The sequence below is a fragment of the Pseudomonas sp. FSL W5-0299 genome (assembly GCF_005930655.1).
Classification (GTDB): domain Bacteria; phylum Pseudomonadota; class Gammaproteobacteria; order Pseudomonadales; family Pseudomonadaceae; genus Aquipseudomonas; species Aquipseudomonas mandelii.
Map to the genome: position 1 here is coordinate 573,912 of NZ_RXHX01000001.1, position 15,004 is coordinate 588,915.

The window sequence follows — 15,004 nt, forward strand, 5'->3', positions numbered from 1 at the left end:
GTTCTCTCAACGTGTACCGCAAGGGGGCGAAATTCTACAGGATAGTGTGGGCAGCTGCTTTGGCAGGTCGTCGGTAGTTGGCCGTCAACTGGCGTAAAGTTCGTCTTCCAGTTCGTGGATGGCCTGGTTGTAGCCAGCCTTGCCGCCGAAGGCTTTGACCAATTCCATGGGCGCACCGAACTGGCTGAAAGGGTCAAGCTGAAGGATTTTAATGTCCTCGATATGCTCGATGCCGGTATCGGCATATTTATCCAACAACGCCTCTAGGACCTGGCGGGCGGCACCGGAATACTTGACGAAATAGTTGCGCTTTTTCACCTGCTCGGCTCGCTCGCGGCGTGACAGGGCGGGCTGATCGAAGGCGACGTGGCAGATCAGATCGAACGGATCGAGCGCTTTCCCCTGCTTCTTTTCCACTTCTTCGGCCAAGGCTTCCCACATCACACCCTGAATGGCCATTTCCTCGATTATGACTTTCTTTTGCTCGGCATCACTCCAGCGCCGGAGGAAGTCATCCAGCGAGGTGAACTGCTTTTTTACACAAGTGCGGGTGTAGTCGTGGAGCGACTCGGTGATGAGTCGTCCATCCGGACCGTAGTACTGCACGCGCTCGGCAACGACGTAAATCGGGACGGTATCGATCACGTACTTAATGCGTTTTTTGCCATCCTCCTCGCCGGTAAACTCCAGTCCATTACCGTCGCTATCGCCGCCTGCGGTGATGCCGTCTTCATCTCCCTGCGGATCGTCTGGTGGCACGGGCGAGTCATTCGCGTCGGGGGCGTAGATCACCACCGGATCACCGTCGAACGCCGGGTCGGCAAACAGTTCGGTAGCCTTTTTGAAGTCCATGATGGTGAACCAATACTTGCCGTATTCCTCGTTGATGCGAGTGCCGCGACCGATGATTTGTTTGAACTCGGTCATCGATTTTATGTGTTGATCGAGGACGATCAGCTTGCAGGTCTGAGCATCGACGCCGGTGGTCATTAGTTTGCTGGTGGTGGCAATCACCGGGTAGCGTTCTTCCGGGTTGATGAAGTTGTCCAGCTCGGCCTTGCCTTCCTGGTCATCACCGGTGATACGCATGACGTATTTGCGATTCTCGGCCACGCGCTTGGGGTTGAGGTTGACCAAGGCCTGACGCATACGCTCGGCATGGTTGATGTCGTCGCAGAAGACGATGGTTTTCTGGAACGGATCGGTGGCCTTGAGTAGCTCGGTAACTTTTTGCGCCACCAGTTGGGTGCGCGCCTCAATGACTAGGGTGCGATCCATGTCCTTGAGGTTGTAGATCCGGTCTTCGATCAGTTCGCCGTTTTTGTCGAGCATGCCCTTGGGCGGACGCCATCCTTGCAGGTCTTTGTCGAAGTCTATGCGCACTACCTTATAGGGAGCGAGGAAGCCGTCCTCGATGCCTTGCTTCAGCGTGTAGCTGTAAATTGGCTCACCAAAGTAAGTGATGCTCGATACCTCTTTGGTCTCCTTCGGTGTGGCGGTGAGGCCGACATGGGTGGCGCTGGAGAAGTAATCGAGGATTTCACGCCAGGCGGAATCCTCAGAGGCGCTGCCACGGTGGCATTCGTCGATCACGATCAGGTCGAAGAAGTCGCGGGAGAACTGCTTGTAGATGTTCATCTCTTCATCAGTGCCGGTGACGGCCTGATAGAGCGACAGGTAGATCTCGTAGGAGGTATCGATCTGGCGTTTGGCGATTTTGGTCATCGCCTGGCCGAAGGGCTTGAAGTCGTTGTTCTTGGTCTGGTCGACAAGAATGTTACGGTCGGCCAGAAACAGGATGCGTTTCTTCTGTTTCGATTTCCACAGCCGCCAGATGATTTGGAAAGCGGTGTAGGTCTTGCCGGTGCCTGTAGCCATCACCAGCAGAATACGGTCTTGGCCGCGTGCCACAGCCTCTACGGTGCGGTTGATGGCATTCATCTGGTAATAGCGAGGCATGCGCCCGGAGCCGTCGTCGTAGTAGGGCGCTTCGATCTTGTGCTGGGCTGTAGTATCCAGCCCCTTCCACTGGCAGTAGCGGTGCCAGAGTTCGGCAGGGCTAGGGAATTGATCAAGGGTGAGTTCGGTTTCTACTTGGCCGCCTGTGCCACTGCGGTCGTGAAACAAGAAGCCATCTCCATTGCTGGAGAACACGAACGGTACGTCCAGCGCCTCTGCATAGCCCAAGGCTTGTTGCATGCCGGAGCCTACGGAGTGCTTGTTGTCCTTTGCCTCGATCACAGCGATAGGCAGGTTGGCCTGGTGGTAGAGGATGAAGTCTGCACGGCGTGCTTCGCCACGGCTGTGAAGTTTGCCTCGGACGATAATGCGGCCTTTGGTAAAGCTGACTTCCTCGCGCACCTGCTTGTGCATGTCCCATCCAGCTTGCTGAACTGCTGGGGCGATGTACTTGCTGCAGATGTCCCGCTCGGAAAGCGATTTCTTGTCCATGACTGGCTATGTCCCTATGACGTCCAACGGACTTTATCAGAAGGGCTAGAGGCATGCTGCCAGTATCAACAGCGGGGCTCTCAGGATTCGGCAATCAGGCTAGCGTATGCCTTGGTAACGGTTGAATATCCAGGGCTTTTCTAATCATTGGACGAGGAGCCGAATGGTCGGCAGGTGGTGATGCCGGCCTCACTACGCATTTTAAAGAGTTGATCGAGAAACTAAATCACGCGCTTTTTTCTGCGTAAGCTCCGCCAAACTCACCTTGTAGCCAGCTATGTGGTTGCAGACCAGCTTGCCGCTCTAGGTGCCCAGAAAGTTCGCGTATGTTCGCCGGCACGGTTTGGGCTGAAGTCATACACCACCGCCTGAGCGCAGAAAATGGCGCGGTGCGGTAGACCCAGACTAAGACTCGATGGGTTTTCCTGAGGCATGGTGCGATTTGCACCGGTGGCTCGTCGGTGTGGATAACGTCTTGGCTCAGCAGCGTTTCATGCAGTGCATCCAACAACGGCTGGTGTTGCCGCCGCTCTGTCAGACTCACTGCGCCAGTGCCGTGCAGGCAATCACCAGGTCGGTGCAGAAGATTTTTACTCAGCAAATAATTCTACTTGCGCCATGATCATGGGAGAACTACTATCTCTCCATGTTGATGAAGTAGAGTTATTTGCAGTGAAAGCCATCGAGCTCAGCTATCACGCCAAAATTCGCACGGCTATGGTCTTCAGGACTCAGGCTCCTCAAGAGGCTCCGGACGGGAACGTGCGGGCTTTGGCCATCAGGGATTTGGTATCGGCCAAGCCACTTCAGTGGGATGAGCTTCCTCGTATTTCCATTGACGAAAGTCTGCTCGGCCAATGCTTACAGCCCGGCGATGTTGTCATCCCTTCCAGGGGTGACTACTACAGATCGTGGGTCTACGAAGGTGCGAACGCGCCGGTATTCCCGCTGGGTCAGCTGAATATCATCACACCTAATGCCACGCTGGATGCGCGCTATCTCGCATGGTACCTGAATAAAAAATCGACTCAGGTAACGTTGGGCTCAATGTTGACCGGGACGAGCATCAAAGCGCTCACTAAAGTTGCGCTGCTTAGCTTGAAGGTAGAGCTACCAGATTTTGCGAAGCAGCTGTTGATCGCCGATTTGGATCGCACTACCCAGCGGATTGGTGCCATACGCCATCGTTTGAATGAGTTGGATAAAGAAGAGATGGCGTACCTGACGTCGACTTTGCTGCTCGCAGAGGACAGCAGTCATGGCTGATCTTAACAAGGACACTACGATTCGCATGGCTATTGCGAAAATCTTTGATGTCTTCCGAGGGGGCAGTCCTTGCGAAGAAAGCAAACACTTTGTCCTGCCCATGCTTGTACTGAAATACCTTTCTGATGTCTCTGACTCCGATTGCGGCTCTCGCTTGAGCTATCGGATACCAAGGCAGGCGCATTTCCAGGAGCTCAAGCGCGCCCGCCTTGGACCTTATAACGGTGAGCGCATAAATATCGCACTGCGCTTGATCGGGCAGGCGAACGACGATCTTTACGGCATGTTCGACAGTGTCGATTTCTGTTCAGCTAAGCTCGGCGCGACGAAGCGGGCAGACATCTTGCTTAGCCGGTTATTGGAAGCATTCGACACTCCCATCCTGAATTTCTCTGTGGGGCATCGTGAGGCGCAAGGTGCCGCTGCGGAGGTATGCGATGCGTTGTGGGCCTTTGTAGATGAGGCGAGTGGCAGGCGCGATGGGGAGGCCGTGACGCCCCCAGACGTATCGCGATTGCTGGCCCGACTGTTGCGCCCTGCAGTGGGCGAATCCGTTTATGACCCGTGCCTCGGCGTGGGCGGTTCCTTGATCGAATGCGGCAAACAGGCTCGCCTTTCCAATGTAGGGCAGGGTGCGAGTCTGTATGGCCAGGAAGTAAACGCAGACGCGTTGGCACTTGCTCGGATGAATATGATTCTGCATGGCGAGGATAGCTACCGCCTTGAATGGGGTGACAGCCTGCGAAGCCCTACGCTGCTAAGCCCGGTTGGTGACCTGATGACGTTCGATATCGCCGTGTCACAGCCTCCCTTTTCAATGCGGGAGTGGGGGCATGAAGATGCAGCCCGTGATTTGTTCGGACGTTATCTGCGCGGAATTCCGCCCCGCGGCTCGGCAGACTTCGCATTCATTAGCCACATGCTCAAAAGCTTGAAGCCCAATGGCCGTATGGCAGTGGTGGTTTCACTCGGCGTACTGTTCCGCAGTGGGGTTGAAGGCCAGATTCGCATGCACTTAGTTCGCGACAAATTGATCGATGCAGTGATTGCACTTCCTCCCAAGCTTTTCACTCACACGGGGATACCGACCGCTATTTTGCTGCTGCGTAAAGACAGAGAAGCAGATGACGTGCTGTTCATTGATGCTAGCCGCTCTTTTGAGACTGGAAAGATTCGCAATCGCTTGAGCGAGAGTGACTTGAGTTTCATTGACGCCGCCTATCAGGCGAGGAGCAACGTGCCTCAGCTTGCGCGGGTGGTGTCACATGCTGAGATTGCGCAGCACGATTACAACCTCTCGGTTGCGCGCTATGTCGAGCATGTCGAAATGGAGGAACAGGTCGATGTCGACGTGCTAAGGGCTGAGCGGCTGCAGCTCGAATGTGAACTGGCGAGCCTTGAAGAAAAGCTGGAGGGGTTGCTCGCGCGGATCGGGTATGACTACCGAGGTGTATCCAAGCCATAAAAAGCAAAAACCCCGCAGCTCGGCGGGGTTCTCACTCTGGGTACACGGGCACGACCGGAAAGCCGGAAAACCCGCGTGTCGAATAACAAGATATTAGAAAATCGCTCTGCTGACAAGGTGCCTTATGCTCGTCCATCTGACCGCTGTCCGGCTCAATACCCTCGAAAAATTCTTTAAAACCACTAGCGAAAGCGACCTTTATGGTTGCTATGCGTGGACCCAGGCGGTAGGTGCGGCACTGTTGCCGATTCTAGGTGACCTTGAGGTGAGCTTGCGTAACGCGTTGCACCGAGGGCTGTCGCAGTTCTACGGGAAGACAGACAGCTTTGAATGGATGCTCAAGACGCGGTCCAACCATTCTAGCCCAGGTGGCCTAACTTCCTGGCACAAGCTGAATCCCCGTACCTACGACGATGTGCTCGGCGCGGTCGAAAAAGTCAAGAAGAGCAAGGGAATGGGCTGCAGGGTAACCGTGGACGATATTGTCGCGAAAGTCGCCTTTGGCTTCTGGGAGGTAATCGTTAACGGGTTGAAACATAAGTCTCACCCTAAAGACATGCAAGCACGCGTTTTGGCCGTTGCATTCCCCAATATTCCTGGTCTGCACAATGGCGTCTTCGGTGATCCGGCGCTTGTCGACCGAATAGCAAGCCTGCTTTACCAGATGCGTGATGTCCGAAATCGGATTGGCCATCACGATTCACTGTGGAAAACGGCCGAATTCGATGCCTATGGGCGTCGAGGCTTCGTTCCCCGTCGACCTCGGCAAACCGTTACGAGCATGCGCTTGCTAGCCGATCAAATTGCTTGGTTTGCAGGCTGGATCGATCCGCGTATTAGCTTGTACATTAAGGCGACGCCCCATTGGCGTCATCTGCAATGGTTGTTGACTAGAGATACGCTGTTCTCGTACCGCGAAAACGGTGGCAAAGCGGTCAACTATGAGAAAACCATGGTTCGAGCGCCAGTCTACAAGGCCAAGAAAGCTCCAAAACTCAAGCAGAATAACCACTCCAAAGCGCTTGGTATCAAAAGGCGTCGACTGTTGCGGTGCATGTTTTACTGAGCAAGGCTTTCAGTCTATACAGATCACTTAGTGGCGCCGGCTTACCCATTTTGCTGTTCACGCAACGCTGCAATAACTCGCCGCACCTGTTGGTAATCTTGGCCGTGTGGTGCGCGGGTGCGTACGCTTGAGCGCTTCTGTCCCAACGCCTGACTCGGGCTGGCGATTCTCATGTCCTGATCACCGTGCAGCGTAGCGAGGGTAAGATTGACGCTGCTCAGGCGGTTCTGCGCGGTGGCGATGTGAGTTCACCTTGCTGGATCTGCTGGCGCAGGTAACCGGCGTAGCCTTGCAGCCTCTTTCGACCAATCTGGCGCGGATCGTTGTAACCGGGCCCGTCCGTTGACCGACATCAACGCACGAACGCTTGCTGGCGATCGCTATGCGCTTTGACCGTGGCGAAGGATCCGCCCGCAGACAGATCATTGAGCGCTTGCGGGCCTGCGTAGCTCAGCTGGCGGCCATAGCCGAAGTTGCGACCATCACGCCGACCGACCAATGCCATCGTCACTTCCATTTTGTATGTTTGCAGAGAGAGCAGCAGGGCTTTCCAGTGGAGGCTGAGCATGTCTACTTGCTGTCGGGCGGATTAGGAGGGCTTTCTCTTGGTGTTGTAGCAGTGCCCCTTTCTCACGCAGTTGCTCAATCAGTAAGGCGAGGTGAGCAGGTCCAGGGGCGGGGTGGCGACTGCGGCGACAGTGGCGAAAACCCGCGTCGTTTCTGGCCTAGCGCGTGGCGACAGGGTCGAGACAGAGGCGGCGACACACCGCATTTCTGGCTGCGGTTGATGTTGCGCCTGGTAGCGGCGCACCGCGTCATTGAGGCAAAACATGGCGGACCTCGAAGGTTCTTCCATCGCGGCTGTTCAACCAGCTATGAGTGATCAACTCGACGAATAAAGAGGCGGTATGGTCAGCGCTCTTGCGGGCAAAACGAGGACCGTTGCGATTGACGTCACGGACAGTGAAGTAGGTTCAGCCTTTCTGTACCAGCCAGCGCAGCAGCCGATCCGCTTCCTCTCGTCGACTATTGACGGGCTCTTGTTCGGTCAATCGTTTCACGGTTTCGAGGCTCTCTTTGGCCTCGATTGGGCGAAGGATCTTGATAACCATCAGAGCAGTGATTAGTCGAACTCACTGTCTTGCCCGTGGACAAGAGGCGCAAAAAAAATCACCTGTCGAAGGACAGGTGATTTTCGTGGTTTCAATAATTACTAAGAAAACTATAAGAAGACTTTCATCGCCCCGATCAAGATGCCGATCGTCACTGCGAGCATGGAGGCCATGCGAATGGACAACTTGAGATCCGATTTAGCAATTTCTGCGGTCAGTCGATGATCAATTTTAGATATCTCGGAGGTCAGCCGATGATCAGTCTTAGCCAACTCAGTAGTCAGTCGCTGCTCTAGATTGGTGAGATCACTTTTCGTCGCGAGTAGTGTGAGCATGTCAGATTCCAATGCTTGGATAACAGCTTCGGCTTTGAGCTCAGGCACGTCGATTGCGCGCAGTGCCTGATACATCGCCAGTTCCATTTTCATTAAGGCCTCCTAAAACAAAAAAAAGGCCTTCCCCACGACGGGAAAGGCCCGTCGTGGGTGGGAAAGTCATGCCTCCATCGACATTCAAGTCGACTGTCCGCGCTGCCGGAAGCTATGCGGTCATATGATGGATCCTGCGGATAACCGCGGCGCCGTCTTGAAGATCCTGGCGGCTGGGGTGCTGAACGAATCAGCTAAGATGCATGGCAAAAATGCCCCTGAGGCCTTCTGCTGTCAATCCGGTAATCGGTTTCCGACTGTTTCCTAATGTTGTGTGAGGCTTCTCACTGCCTGCGCTCACCACCACTTTCAGATTCGGGTTGTTGAGTATCGACGTCGAACGCCCTGAATCATCGGCCAAGGTAAATCGCGGTAATTTGTGTTCTCTCATGCCCGAGTTCACGGCTGATCATTTGCCGAGCAATAAGGTCTTGAGAGCGCTGCATTGGAGTCAATTCCTTGGACGAGATTCCCCCTGCCGCCGGAGCCATCCATCCTGTCAAAGCTACGTAACGACTTTGTGCATAATGATGACGCAGCCCATGCATATGGCTCAGCCCTGCTGCCTTGCACTGACCATCGTAGTTGTTTCTCTGCTGGATATACGTTTTGTGAGCTGGGATTAATGAGCCGGCTCTCGCTAGCTGATGTGCCGCGTTCAGCACCTCGCGCTGTAGCGAAGTAGTGACCGGAACAGAGCGATCACGCCCACCCTTCGTCCATGAGCCCCTGAGGAGAATGTGATCTCCTTGATCCGCATACTTGGGCTGAAATTTGATTGCTTCCTCACGGCGTAGTCCAAACGCCGACTGAAGCTGGAGGCTCATGCGCACATGGGCGTCAGTGATCTTGCCAAGGTCTGTTCCCAGTTCCTGAGCTTTGCTGGCGTTAGTGACGAAACGCCGTTCGGCCACACCCAGCTGCGTGTTGTCCGCGGGGAGAATGCCAGCCTTGCCGATTTTTTCAGCCCACCATCGAAGGTGCGCAAGCCGATTTTTGATGGTGCCAGGTGACAGGCCTTCGCCTTGCCAGCGATCCAGGAGTGCCAGTACATGTTTGCCCTTGAGCGAGGGGGCTTTCATCTGCCGGAAACCAGACTCGTTTAGCTGGCGGGCGATCAGTCCCAGTGAGCGGATGCGGTCGGCCTGAGTGTTGTGACTGCCATCGCGATTGCGCCGGCAAAGTTGCCGCAGGGTGTAGGTCAAATCGTCCATATCCCATCCACTCACTGGCTATGTTTTGTGCTGTTGTCCTGTCCTGAAAATCATTGGTAAGTGTTGGTGCCAACTCGCTAGGCGAGATCCCCGAAGGGCAGGGGCATGGTGTTCAGGAAACACCGGTGTCTCGGCTGAGACGTCCGTCTTCCTTCCTGCTGGAAGGTCGGACGGAGATGGAGCGGGATGAGTTGGTTTTTAATGTGGATGAGTACTCCAAGGAAATGGATGGGATTGTTAAGCTGAAGCAGTCGCTATTGCGCAAAGGTCCGCTGTCCAGGACGGTGCAGTAGCGGCACATCACGGAATAAATCTACGGATAAAGGCGGCTCCGCCCCATGGGTATGGGTCGGTATGCTTCTGGAACCTTGCATACCTGGCTAACTCCGTCCTGCTGGATCAGCGCTTGCAGGAGTATTGCGCTGTTGGGATGACGACTCTCGAACCTGTCGTCTTAGGTATTTTGCTGGGCCAGTGTATGGGGGGCATCATCATGTATGCCGCACGTTTTAGGATTCAGCATTTGCCCGTAATGTTGAGGCGTCGGCGGGGCCGTCACTGCGGTTTGCAGTGACGGCCCGGCTCATGTGAGTTGCGCGTCATCGGGCGGGGGCATACATATCATTGCCTGTGGGACTGACGCGGCTTTCGGCCTTGTCGGCTCCCTGCGCAGAGGCGGCATGGTCCCCATGCCACGACTGCGCAGGGAGCTTGTGTGAAAAACCGGGCTGGGAATCCCATCGCTGTTTTTCATCACCGAGATATATGGGGCATCTGGGTTGGGCTTCAATTTGCAGAACGAAATCGTGATCTGGCTCTCTTCGGTCCAGCCATCGCGATGGTCGACACCTGCCGTCTCTAACCGGCCAGGAGCTACCATTTGCTGAGAAAATACAATATAGCGAAGCAGGTGATCAGGGCCTTCGCTGAATGAGCCGGAGCTTAGGATACTTTTCGGTGGCTACTCTGTGCGGCGAATGAATGGCCGAGAGCTGCCGGTCGCGAATGGCAGCAATCAGCCAAAAGCAGTCCTTCAAATGAGGTCTACAACACTGGGGCCGATTCAACCTTTATCCGTGGTCTCCAATCGATCTTGATATCCGATGAGCTTCTGAAACGTCATCAGGAGTAGGGGCGGCAAGAATTCGCATTCCTGAGCGTAAACTTAAGAGAATGGTTGTGGTGCAGTAGCTTCGGTAAAAAAACTTATCACTTTGTACAACTCAGCTACGCTTCGTGTGATACCGAATATTCCAGACAGGGATTCGTCATAAACGTGAAGCGACTACTTCTGCTAAGTGGCCCAATGGCCAGTGGTAAAACATCTGTATCCGCAGTTCTACAAGAACACTTTGGTTTTTTCTCAATCAGTAGTAGTTCTTTTTTGCGAGCGCAGTTGGTTGGTCAAGGCGAAGTGCCTGACCGTCACAAGCTTCAGGAGCTTGGAGACAGTCTGGATAAGTCTACTGACTTTTCGTGGGTCATTGACTCAGTCGCTAGACCGGCGATCAACGCCCGGCCGGATGTCGATAATTGGTTGCTGGACGCCGTGCGCAAGTCGAGACAGCTGGAAATTTTCAAGCTCCACTATGCGGGGGCGGTGATGCACATACATATAGACGCGCCAGAGTCCGTTCTGCAGCAGAGATACGCTGAGCGTGGCCTAAATCATCTCGCGGAATATCAAGCAAATGTGCGACACCCCAATGAGCTGAGTGCACGTTCGCTAGGAAGTATTGCGGACAAGGTTTTCGATACCGGAACACTTACAGTCCTTGAAGTCGCACGTCAGATAATAGAACTCTGGGAGAAGTAGCGCATGGAAACTCGGCAGATCGTGGTGATCAGTGGAAAAACTTGTAGCGGCAAAAGTGAGTTGGCTCATTTACTGGAAAAGGACTTTAACTTTGTTGTGGTTCGCGATCGTCGAGCCTCTCAAAATTCCGAGTGGAATCTCAGCATGGATCAGCCAACGCTGATGGATCGCCGAAGAGAGCTAGACGACACTCAGCATGCCCAATGGATGCTGGTCGAAACGAAGGAGATATGTGCTGCTCAGAAGGATGACCGGCCATTGGTCGTAGATCATCTGGTTACGCTGAAACAGGTTTTGCAGTTTCGAGAGGCCTTCGGGGCAAACCTGGTTCATGTCCACCTTTACGCGAGTGACAAGACCCTTCATGAGCGTTACGGGAAAAGAGTAGAAGGCAAAACCGATCCTGCGGCTTATGACGAGGTCAATCAACTGAGGGAGTCGGAGGAAATTAACGCGCTTAAGGAAGATGCGGACGTTCGAATATACACCGAACGTTCGTCCTCCAAGGACACGTTGGTGCGAGTAGCCGCTCGCTTGCATCTTTTTACGCCGCCTGAAATTAGATGTGTGGATGTTCTCATTGGAGGGCAGTACGGAAGTGAGGGTAAAGGCAATATAGTTTCCTACCTAGCTCGAGAATACGATGTCATGGTTCGTGTTGGGGGCCCAAACGCTGGACACACCGTGGCCAGTTCCGCAGGCCCCTACACTTATCATCATCTGCCGTCAGGGGCGCGGGACGTGACCGCGCGACTGCTCCTCGGCCCAGGTATGACTATCCGATTGCAGGGGCTTTTAAAAGAAATCGAGGAGTGCGATATCGGCGAAGACCGGCTGTTCATCGATCCTCAAGCCACCATCATTGAAGATGAAGACATTCAGACGGAGAAGAGACATCTGGTTTCAACCATCGCGTCCACCGGAAGCGGGAGTGGAGCTGCAGCTGCACGGCGTATTCTGAGTAGAGGTGAGGCAACAATTAGGCTTGCACGGGACGTGGATGAGTTGCGTCCGTATGTCGGCACTCCTGGAAATTATCACGGCTCCACATCAGACAGGTTGGAAGAGGCTTACCACAATGGCCATTCAATTCTATTGGAGGGCACCCAAGGTAGCGGGTTGAGTATTTTCCATGGTGATTATCCTCATGTGACCTCCAGGGACACCAACGTAGCAGGATGCCTCGCGGAGGTTGGGATATCGCCCAGCAGGATCCGCAAAATTCTTATGGTCATTCGACCGATGCCAATTCGTGTTGGCGATCCTGATGGAGACAAGGGCCACACGTCAGGAACACTCAAGCATCCCACTACCTTCAACGAGATTGCAGAATTTGCGGGTCTTGATGCTGATGCGTTAAACGCTGCTGAGAAGACGTCCACCACTGGTCGCAACAGACGGGTCGGCTGGTTCGAATGGGATCAGTTCCGGAAAGCATGCGCGCTCAATGCTCCCACCGACATCGTTCTGACATTTGCGGATTACCTTAAGTCCACGAACAGTAAAGCGCATAGGTTCGAGCAGCTCCATCCGGACACAATCAAATTCGTGGAAGAGCTGGAGCGCGTTTCCCAAGCCCCTGTGTCGCTGATAAACACTAGGTTTTCCAGAGATCCAAATGCAAGTGACCTACGATCTTTGATCGATCGACGCAATTGGACTGCACGCTCTGGTAGGAGAGACCAATGAATTTAGAAAAACTGATCGAGCTTTATCCTCGTGTCTACCATATGGCTGAGCTTGGGGCATGGGAGAGTATTCAACAACGTGGACTGATGAGCGCGACCGCAGTCCTTGATCATCTTGAGGTAGCTGATGCCGAGCGTGCTCAGTTCGAAAGCGAACACCGTGATCAGAAAATGGATGTGAGGGCAGGCCACCCTTCCAATATCGTGCTTCGTGATCAAAAGCCGATGCCAGAGGGGCGGTTGTTACAGGCTCTAACGAACGGAACAACGCCCCGGCAATGGTATGAACTGATCAACGACAAGGTCTTCTTCTGGGTCGAGGAGGAAAGACTGCATCGCCTGCTCGGCGCTCGTGATTACCGCACGCTCGAACACGATGTTCTGACGTTAAACTCGGCGGAATTCATCCCGGCCTATGCTGAAAAAATATGGCTGTGCCACATGAACTCGGGTAACACATGGCCAATTCCGCATCGTCGTGATACGGAGATCTTTCGTAGAATTGCAGATTATCCTGTGAAACCTTCGGGCAAACCGGTCAAAAATGTTGTCGAGCTTGTTGTCGATTACTCCGTTCCTAACATCGCTGACTATGTGGTGGAAGTTCGGCGTATGAGGGGCTGTGAAGTGTTGAAAGTCATTGGCTAGCGATCATATACCCACCGGGGGAGTTATGCCGCGACGACGTTCAGCGTCACGGATTTTGCTGGTCAGTTCCTCTCACCGACTGTTGCTTTTCAAGATCCACTACAAGACCGGCGCATTGGAGGGGAGAAGCTACTGGGCCACACCTGGTGGTGCGCTGCGAGGTGATGAGTCTTTTCAGGCGGCGGCAGTGCGTGAGCTTTCCGAGGAGACTGGCCTCGACGTTCAGTCCGTTGGTCGCTGTATCGCACGAAAGGAGTTCATCTGGCAAATGCCGGATGGGGAACATGTGCTCGCGGTCGAAAATTACTATGTGGTACGTGTAGGCAACGAGCATTGTTCGACTGCAAGTTGGAGCGCTCAGGAGCGAGACGCTGTATGTAGAATAAGGTGGTGGTCAGAAAATGAGTTAATGGCTAGCACTGAAGAAATCCTACCGCCGGATCTGCCGATTTTGTTTGCCCGAGCCTTGCTCATGACGCCTGATCAATCTGGCTAGGGATCAACCATTTCCGTTGCGCCATCTCCTGCGGATACTGACCTCACCAATGTCGTCCTTGATGTACCAGACACGTTGAATGGCTGCTTTTGGCCCAGAGTGTGTAAAAACGCTTCGCCAAAATTGAGGTGTGCGCGTTTACGTTAAATCTGAAATTTATCGGCACGTCAGCAGATGTGGATTTTGCATAGAAGCGCGATTTCCAGTCCGGTTTTGAGTGCCTGTCGCGCTGAAAAACGTTTTTACACAGCCTCGGCCGATTGCTGCCTGTCGCGAGGGGCTGCAGTCGACCCAGAGTGTGTAAAAACGCTTCGCCAAAATTGAAGTGTGCGCGTCTACGTTAAATCTGAAATTTATCGGCACGTCAGCAGATGCAGATTTCGCGTAGAAGCGCAATTTTCAATCCGGTTTTGAGTACCTGTCGCACTGAAAAACGTTTTTACACAGCCTCGACCCAAAGCGGACGTCATTGGCGAACATCGGCGAATGGTCGTCAGGAGGTTTTTCACGCGGCAAAAGTAAGCACTCTAGTTTCTTGAGTATCTTCAATTAACGCGACCACTTGCTCTTTTGGATGCGGTAAAAGTTCGGGGTATTCATCTGCTAGATATTCGATAACCGCATCTGCATCCCAGGGTCCGAGCGAAGTCACGTAGTCAGGGTACTGATTTTGAACCTCTCTCCACGATGGGTAAGGATGCTTGGAGAGCAACATGCCTGTTTGGGTGTAAATAATTTGAATCTGCACAAGTCTATTTCCCGTATGTAGACAGCGGTCTGAATCGAGGCAAAACGAGTGTAAATCCTTTTTAGGAATGCCTGCCAGGCGGTGACGTATTGCCGAAAAAGAGGGGGCTGAGCGTCCGCTTTTGGCCGATAGCTGCCCTTAGCCGCGCGTGCACCTGACTGGGCATAGCGGCCTAGTAGACAATGCTTGGGCAATCCAATGACTGCTACCTGAGCAAAAAAAACCACCTGTCCTAGAACAGATGGTTTCTGATTTTGCTGGAAGAAAGAGTTGTCAGCGGATAAACGCAATCCCGGCGAAGAGAATCGCCACCACGAGGGAGAGCATCACGCCAATATCTATATTGAGACTCACCCGAAACCGGGATAGCTCTGCCCGAAATTGTGCGAAGTCGGGATCGGATGTACCTGCAAAAGATAAATGCATATCAGAATCCATGGCTTGGATAACTGCTTCGATTTGCTGCTCAGGCACGTTGATCGCCTTCAGGGCTTTGTACATTGCCAGTCGATTTTTCATTAAGGCCTCGAAAATAAAAAAGGCCTGCCCCAAGACGGGGAGGCCCGTCTTGGGTGGGGGAATATCATGCTTCCGTCGACATTCAAG

12 protein-coding genes and 4 pseudogenes are annotated in these 15,004 nt (G+C 53.7%); 7 read left to right on the plus strand and 9 right to left on the minus strand.

Features of this window, described 5'->3' with window-relative positions:
- Nucleotides 1-84: 84 nt before the first annotated feature.
- The gene (gene hsdR / locus FHL16_RS02705; RefSeq protein ID WP_077747364.1) at nt 85-2,451 is read right to left on the minus strand and encodes an EcoAI/FtnUII family type I restriction enzme subunit R; all 2,367 of its coding nucleotides are present in this window, start codon (nt 2,449-2,451) and stop codon (nt 85-87) included.
- A 249-nt stretch (nt 2,452-2,700) separates the two neighbouring features.
- A pseudogene (locus FHL16_RS02710) lies at nt 2,701-2,968 on the minus strand (IS66 family transposase); the annotation flags it as partial.
- Here FHL16_RS02710 and FHL16_RS34885 point away from each other — a divergent pair.
- The 3 genes from FHL16_RS34885 (at nt 2,950) to FHL16_RS02725 (ending at nt 6,248) form a co-directional block, all read left to right on the plus strand.
- The gene (locus tag FHL16_RS34885; RefSeq protein ID WP_177346215.1) at nt 2,950-3,717 is read left to right on the plus strand and encodes a restriction endonuclease subunit S; all 768 of its coding nucleotides are present in this window, start codon (nt 2,950-2,952) and stop codon (nt 3,715-3,717) included. The pseudogene FHL16_RS02710 and the gene FHL16_RS34885 sit on opposite strands and share 19 nt — an antisense overlap.
- On the plus strand, nt 3,710-5,182 hold the full coding sequence (locus FHL16_RS02720) for an HsdM family class I SAM-dependent methyltransferase (RefSeq protein WP_077747366.1): 1,473 nt from the start codon (nt 3,710-3,712) through the stop codon (nt 5,180-5,182). The genes FHL16_RS34885 and FHL16_RS02720 overlap by 8 nt, the downstream gene beginning before the upstream one ends.
- 124 nt (nt 5,183-5,306) lie before the next feature.
- Nucleotides 5,307-6,248, plus strand: a complete 942-nt coding sequence (locus FHL16_RS02725) for an Abi family protein (RefSeq protein ID WP_077747367.1) — start codon at nt 5,307-5,309, stop codon at nt 6,246-6,248.
- A 50-nt stretch (nt 6,249-6,298) separates the two neighbouring features.
- Here the strand turns inward: FHL16_RS02725 and FHL16_RS02730 are convergent.
- From FHL16_RS02730 to FHL16_RS02750, 5 genes and pseudogenes are all read right to left on the minus strand, one after another.
- Nucleotides 6,299-6,753, minus strand: a pseudogene (locus FHL16_RS02730) (integrase domain-containing protein); the annotation flags it as partial.
- Nucleotides 6,731-7,080 (minus strand): annotated as a pseudogene (locus tag FHL16_RS34790) (hypothetical protein). The pseudogenes FHL16_RS02730 and FHL16_RS34790, both read right to left, overlap by 23 nt.
- A pseudogene (locus FHL16_RS34315) lies at nt 7,064-7,318 on the minus strand (YfjI family protein); the annotation flags it as partial. The pseudogenes FHL16_RS34315 and FHL16_RS34790, both read right to left, overlap by 17 nt.
- A 152-nt stretch (nt 7,319-7,470) precedes the next feature.
- Nucleotides 7,471-7,788, minus strand: a complete 318-nt coding sequence (locus FHL16_RS02745; protein ID WP_077747369.1) for a hypothetical protein — start codon at nt 7,786-7,788, stop codon at nt 7,471-7,473.
- Nucleotides 7,789-8,138: 350 nt separating this feature from the next.
- Nucleotides 8,139-9,002: an integrase domain-containing protein gene (locus FHL16_RS02750; RefSeq protein ID WP_077747370.1), complete on the minus strand. Its 864-nt coding sequence runs from the start codon at nt 9,000-9,002 to the stop codon at nt 8,139-8,141.
- Nucleotides 9,003-10,278: 1,276 nt separating this feature from the next.
- On the opposite strand from FHL16_RS02750, the gene FHL16_RS02755 reads away from it, so the two are divergent.
- Genes FHL16_RS02755 through FHL16_RS34890 form a run of 4 tightly spaced genes read left to right on the plus strand, consistent with a single transcriptional unit; the run spans nt 10,279 to nt 13,650 of the window.
- A complete protein-coding gene (locus FHL16_RS02755; RefSeq protein WP_077747453.1) occupies nt 10,279-10,818 on the plus strand; it encodes an AAA family ATPase in 540 nt (179 codons plus the stop codon).
- Between the two features lie 3 nt (nt 10,819-10,821).
- Nucleotides 10,822-12,507 (plus strand): adenylosuccinate synthetase, encoded by a 1,686-nt coding sequence (locus FHL16_RS02760; RefSeq protein WP_077747371.1) that lies wholly within the window; start codon nt 10,822-10,824, stop codon nt 12,505-12,507.
- Complete coding sequence (locus FHL16_RS02765; protein WP_077747372.1) at nt 12,504-13,154, plus strand: DUF7002 family protein; 651 nt, start codon at nt 12,504-12,506, stop codon at nt 13,152-13,154. Before FHL16_RS02760 ends, FHL16_RS02765 begins: the two co-directional genes overlap by 4 nt.
- A gap of 25 nt (nt 13,155-13,179) precedes the next feature.
- Nucleotides 13,180-13,650: an NUDIX hydrolase gene (locus FHL16_RS34890; RefSeq protein ID WP_077747373.1), complete on the plus strand. Its 471-nt coding sequence runs from the start codon at nt 13,180-13,182 to the stop codon at nt 13,648-13,650.
- A gap of 505 nt (nt 13,651-14,155) precedes the next feature.
- Here FHL16_RS34890 and FHL16_RS02775 read toward each other — a convergent pair.
- Nucleotides 14,156-14,398, minus strand: a complete 243-nt coding sequence (locus FHL16_RS02775) for a hypothetical protein (protein ID WP_077747374.1) — start codon at nt 14,396-14,398, stop codon at nt 14,156-14,158.
- A 273-nt stretch (nt 14,399-14,671) separates the two neighbouring features.
- Nucleotides 14,672-14,917 (minus strand): hypothetical protein, encoded by a 246-nt coding sequence (locus FHL16_RS02780; protein WP_138739008.1) that lies wholly within the window; start codon nt 14,915-14,917, stop codon nt 14,672-14,674.
- Nucleotides 14,918-15,004: the final 87 nt, after the last annotated feature.

Excerpts from the sequence above, each read along its gene's own strand:
- hsdR (WP_077747364.1), bottom strand. The coding sequence starts at position 2,451 with ATGGACAAGAAATCGCTTTCCGAGCGGGACATCTGCAGCAAGTACATC.
- FHL16_RS02720 (WP_077747366.1), top strand. The coding sequence starts at position 3,710 with ATGGCTGATCTTAACAAGGACACTACGATTCGCATGGCTATTGCGAAA.
- FHL16_RS02725 (WP_077747367.1), top strand. The coding sequence starts at position 5,307 with ATGCTCGTCCATCTGACCGCTGTCCGGCTCAATACCCTCGAAAAATTC.
- FHL16_RS02745 (WP_077747369.1), bottom strand. The coding sequence starts at position 7,788 with ATGAAAATGGAACTGGCGATGTATCAGGCACTGCGCGCAATCGACGTG.
- FHL16_RS02750 (WP_077747370.1), bottom strand. The coding sequence starts at position 9,002 with ATGGACGATTTGACCTACACCCTGCGGCAACTTTGCCGGCGCAATCGC.
- FHL16_RS02760 (WP_077747371.1), top strand. The coding sequence starts at position 10,822 with ATGGAAACTCGGCAGATCGTGGTGATCAGTGGAAAAACTTGTAGCGGC.
- FHL16_RS02765 (WP_077747372.1), top strand. The coding sequence starts at position 12,504 with ATGAATTTAGAAAAACTGATCGAGCTTTATCCTCGTGTCTACCATATG.
- FHL16_RS34890 (WP_077747373.1), top strand. The coding sequence starts at position 13,180 with ATGCCGCGACGACGTTCAGCGTCACGGATTTTGCTGGTCAGTTCCTCT.
- FHL16_RS02780 (WP_138739008.1), bottom strand. The coding sequence starts at position 14,917 with ATGAAAAATCGACTGGCAATGTACAAAGCCCTGAAGGCGATCAACGTG.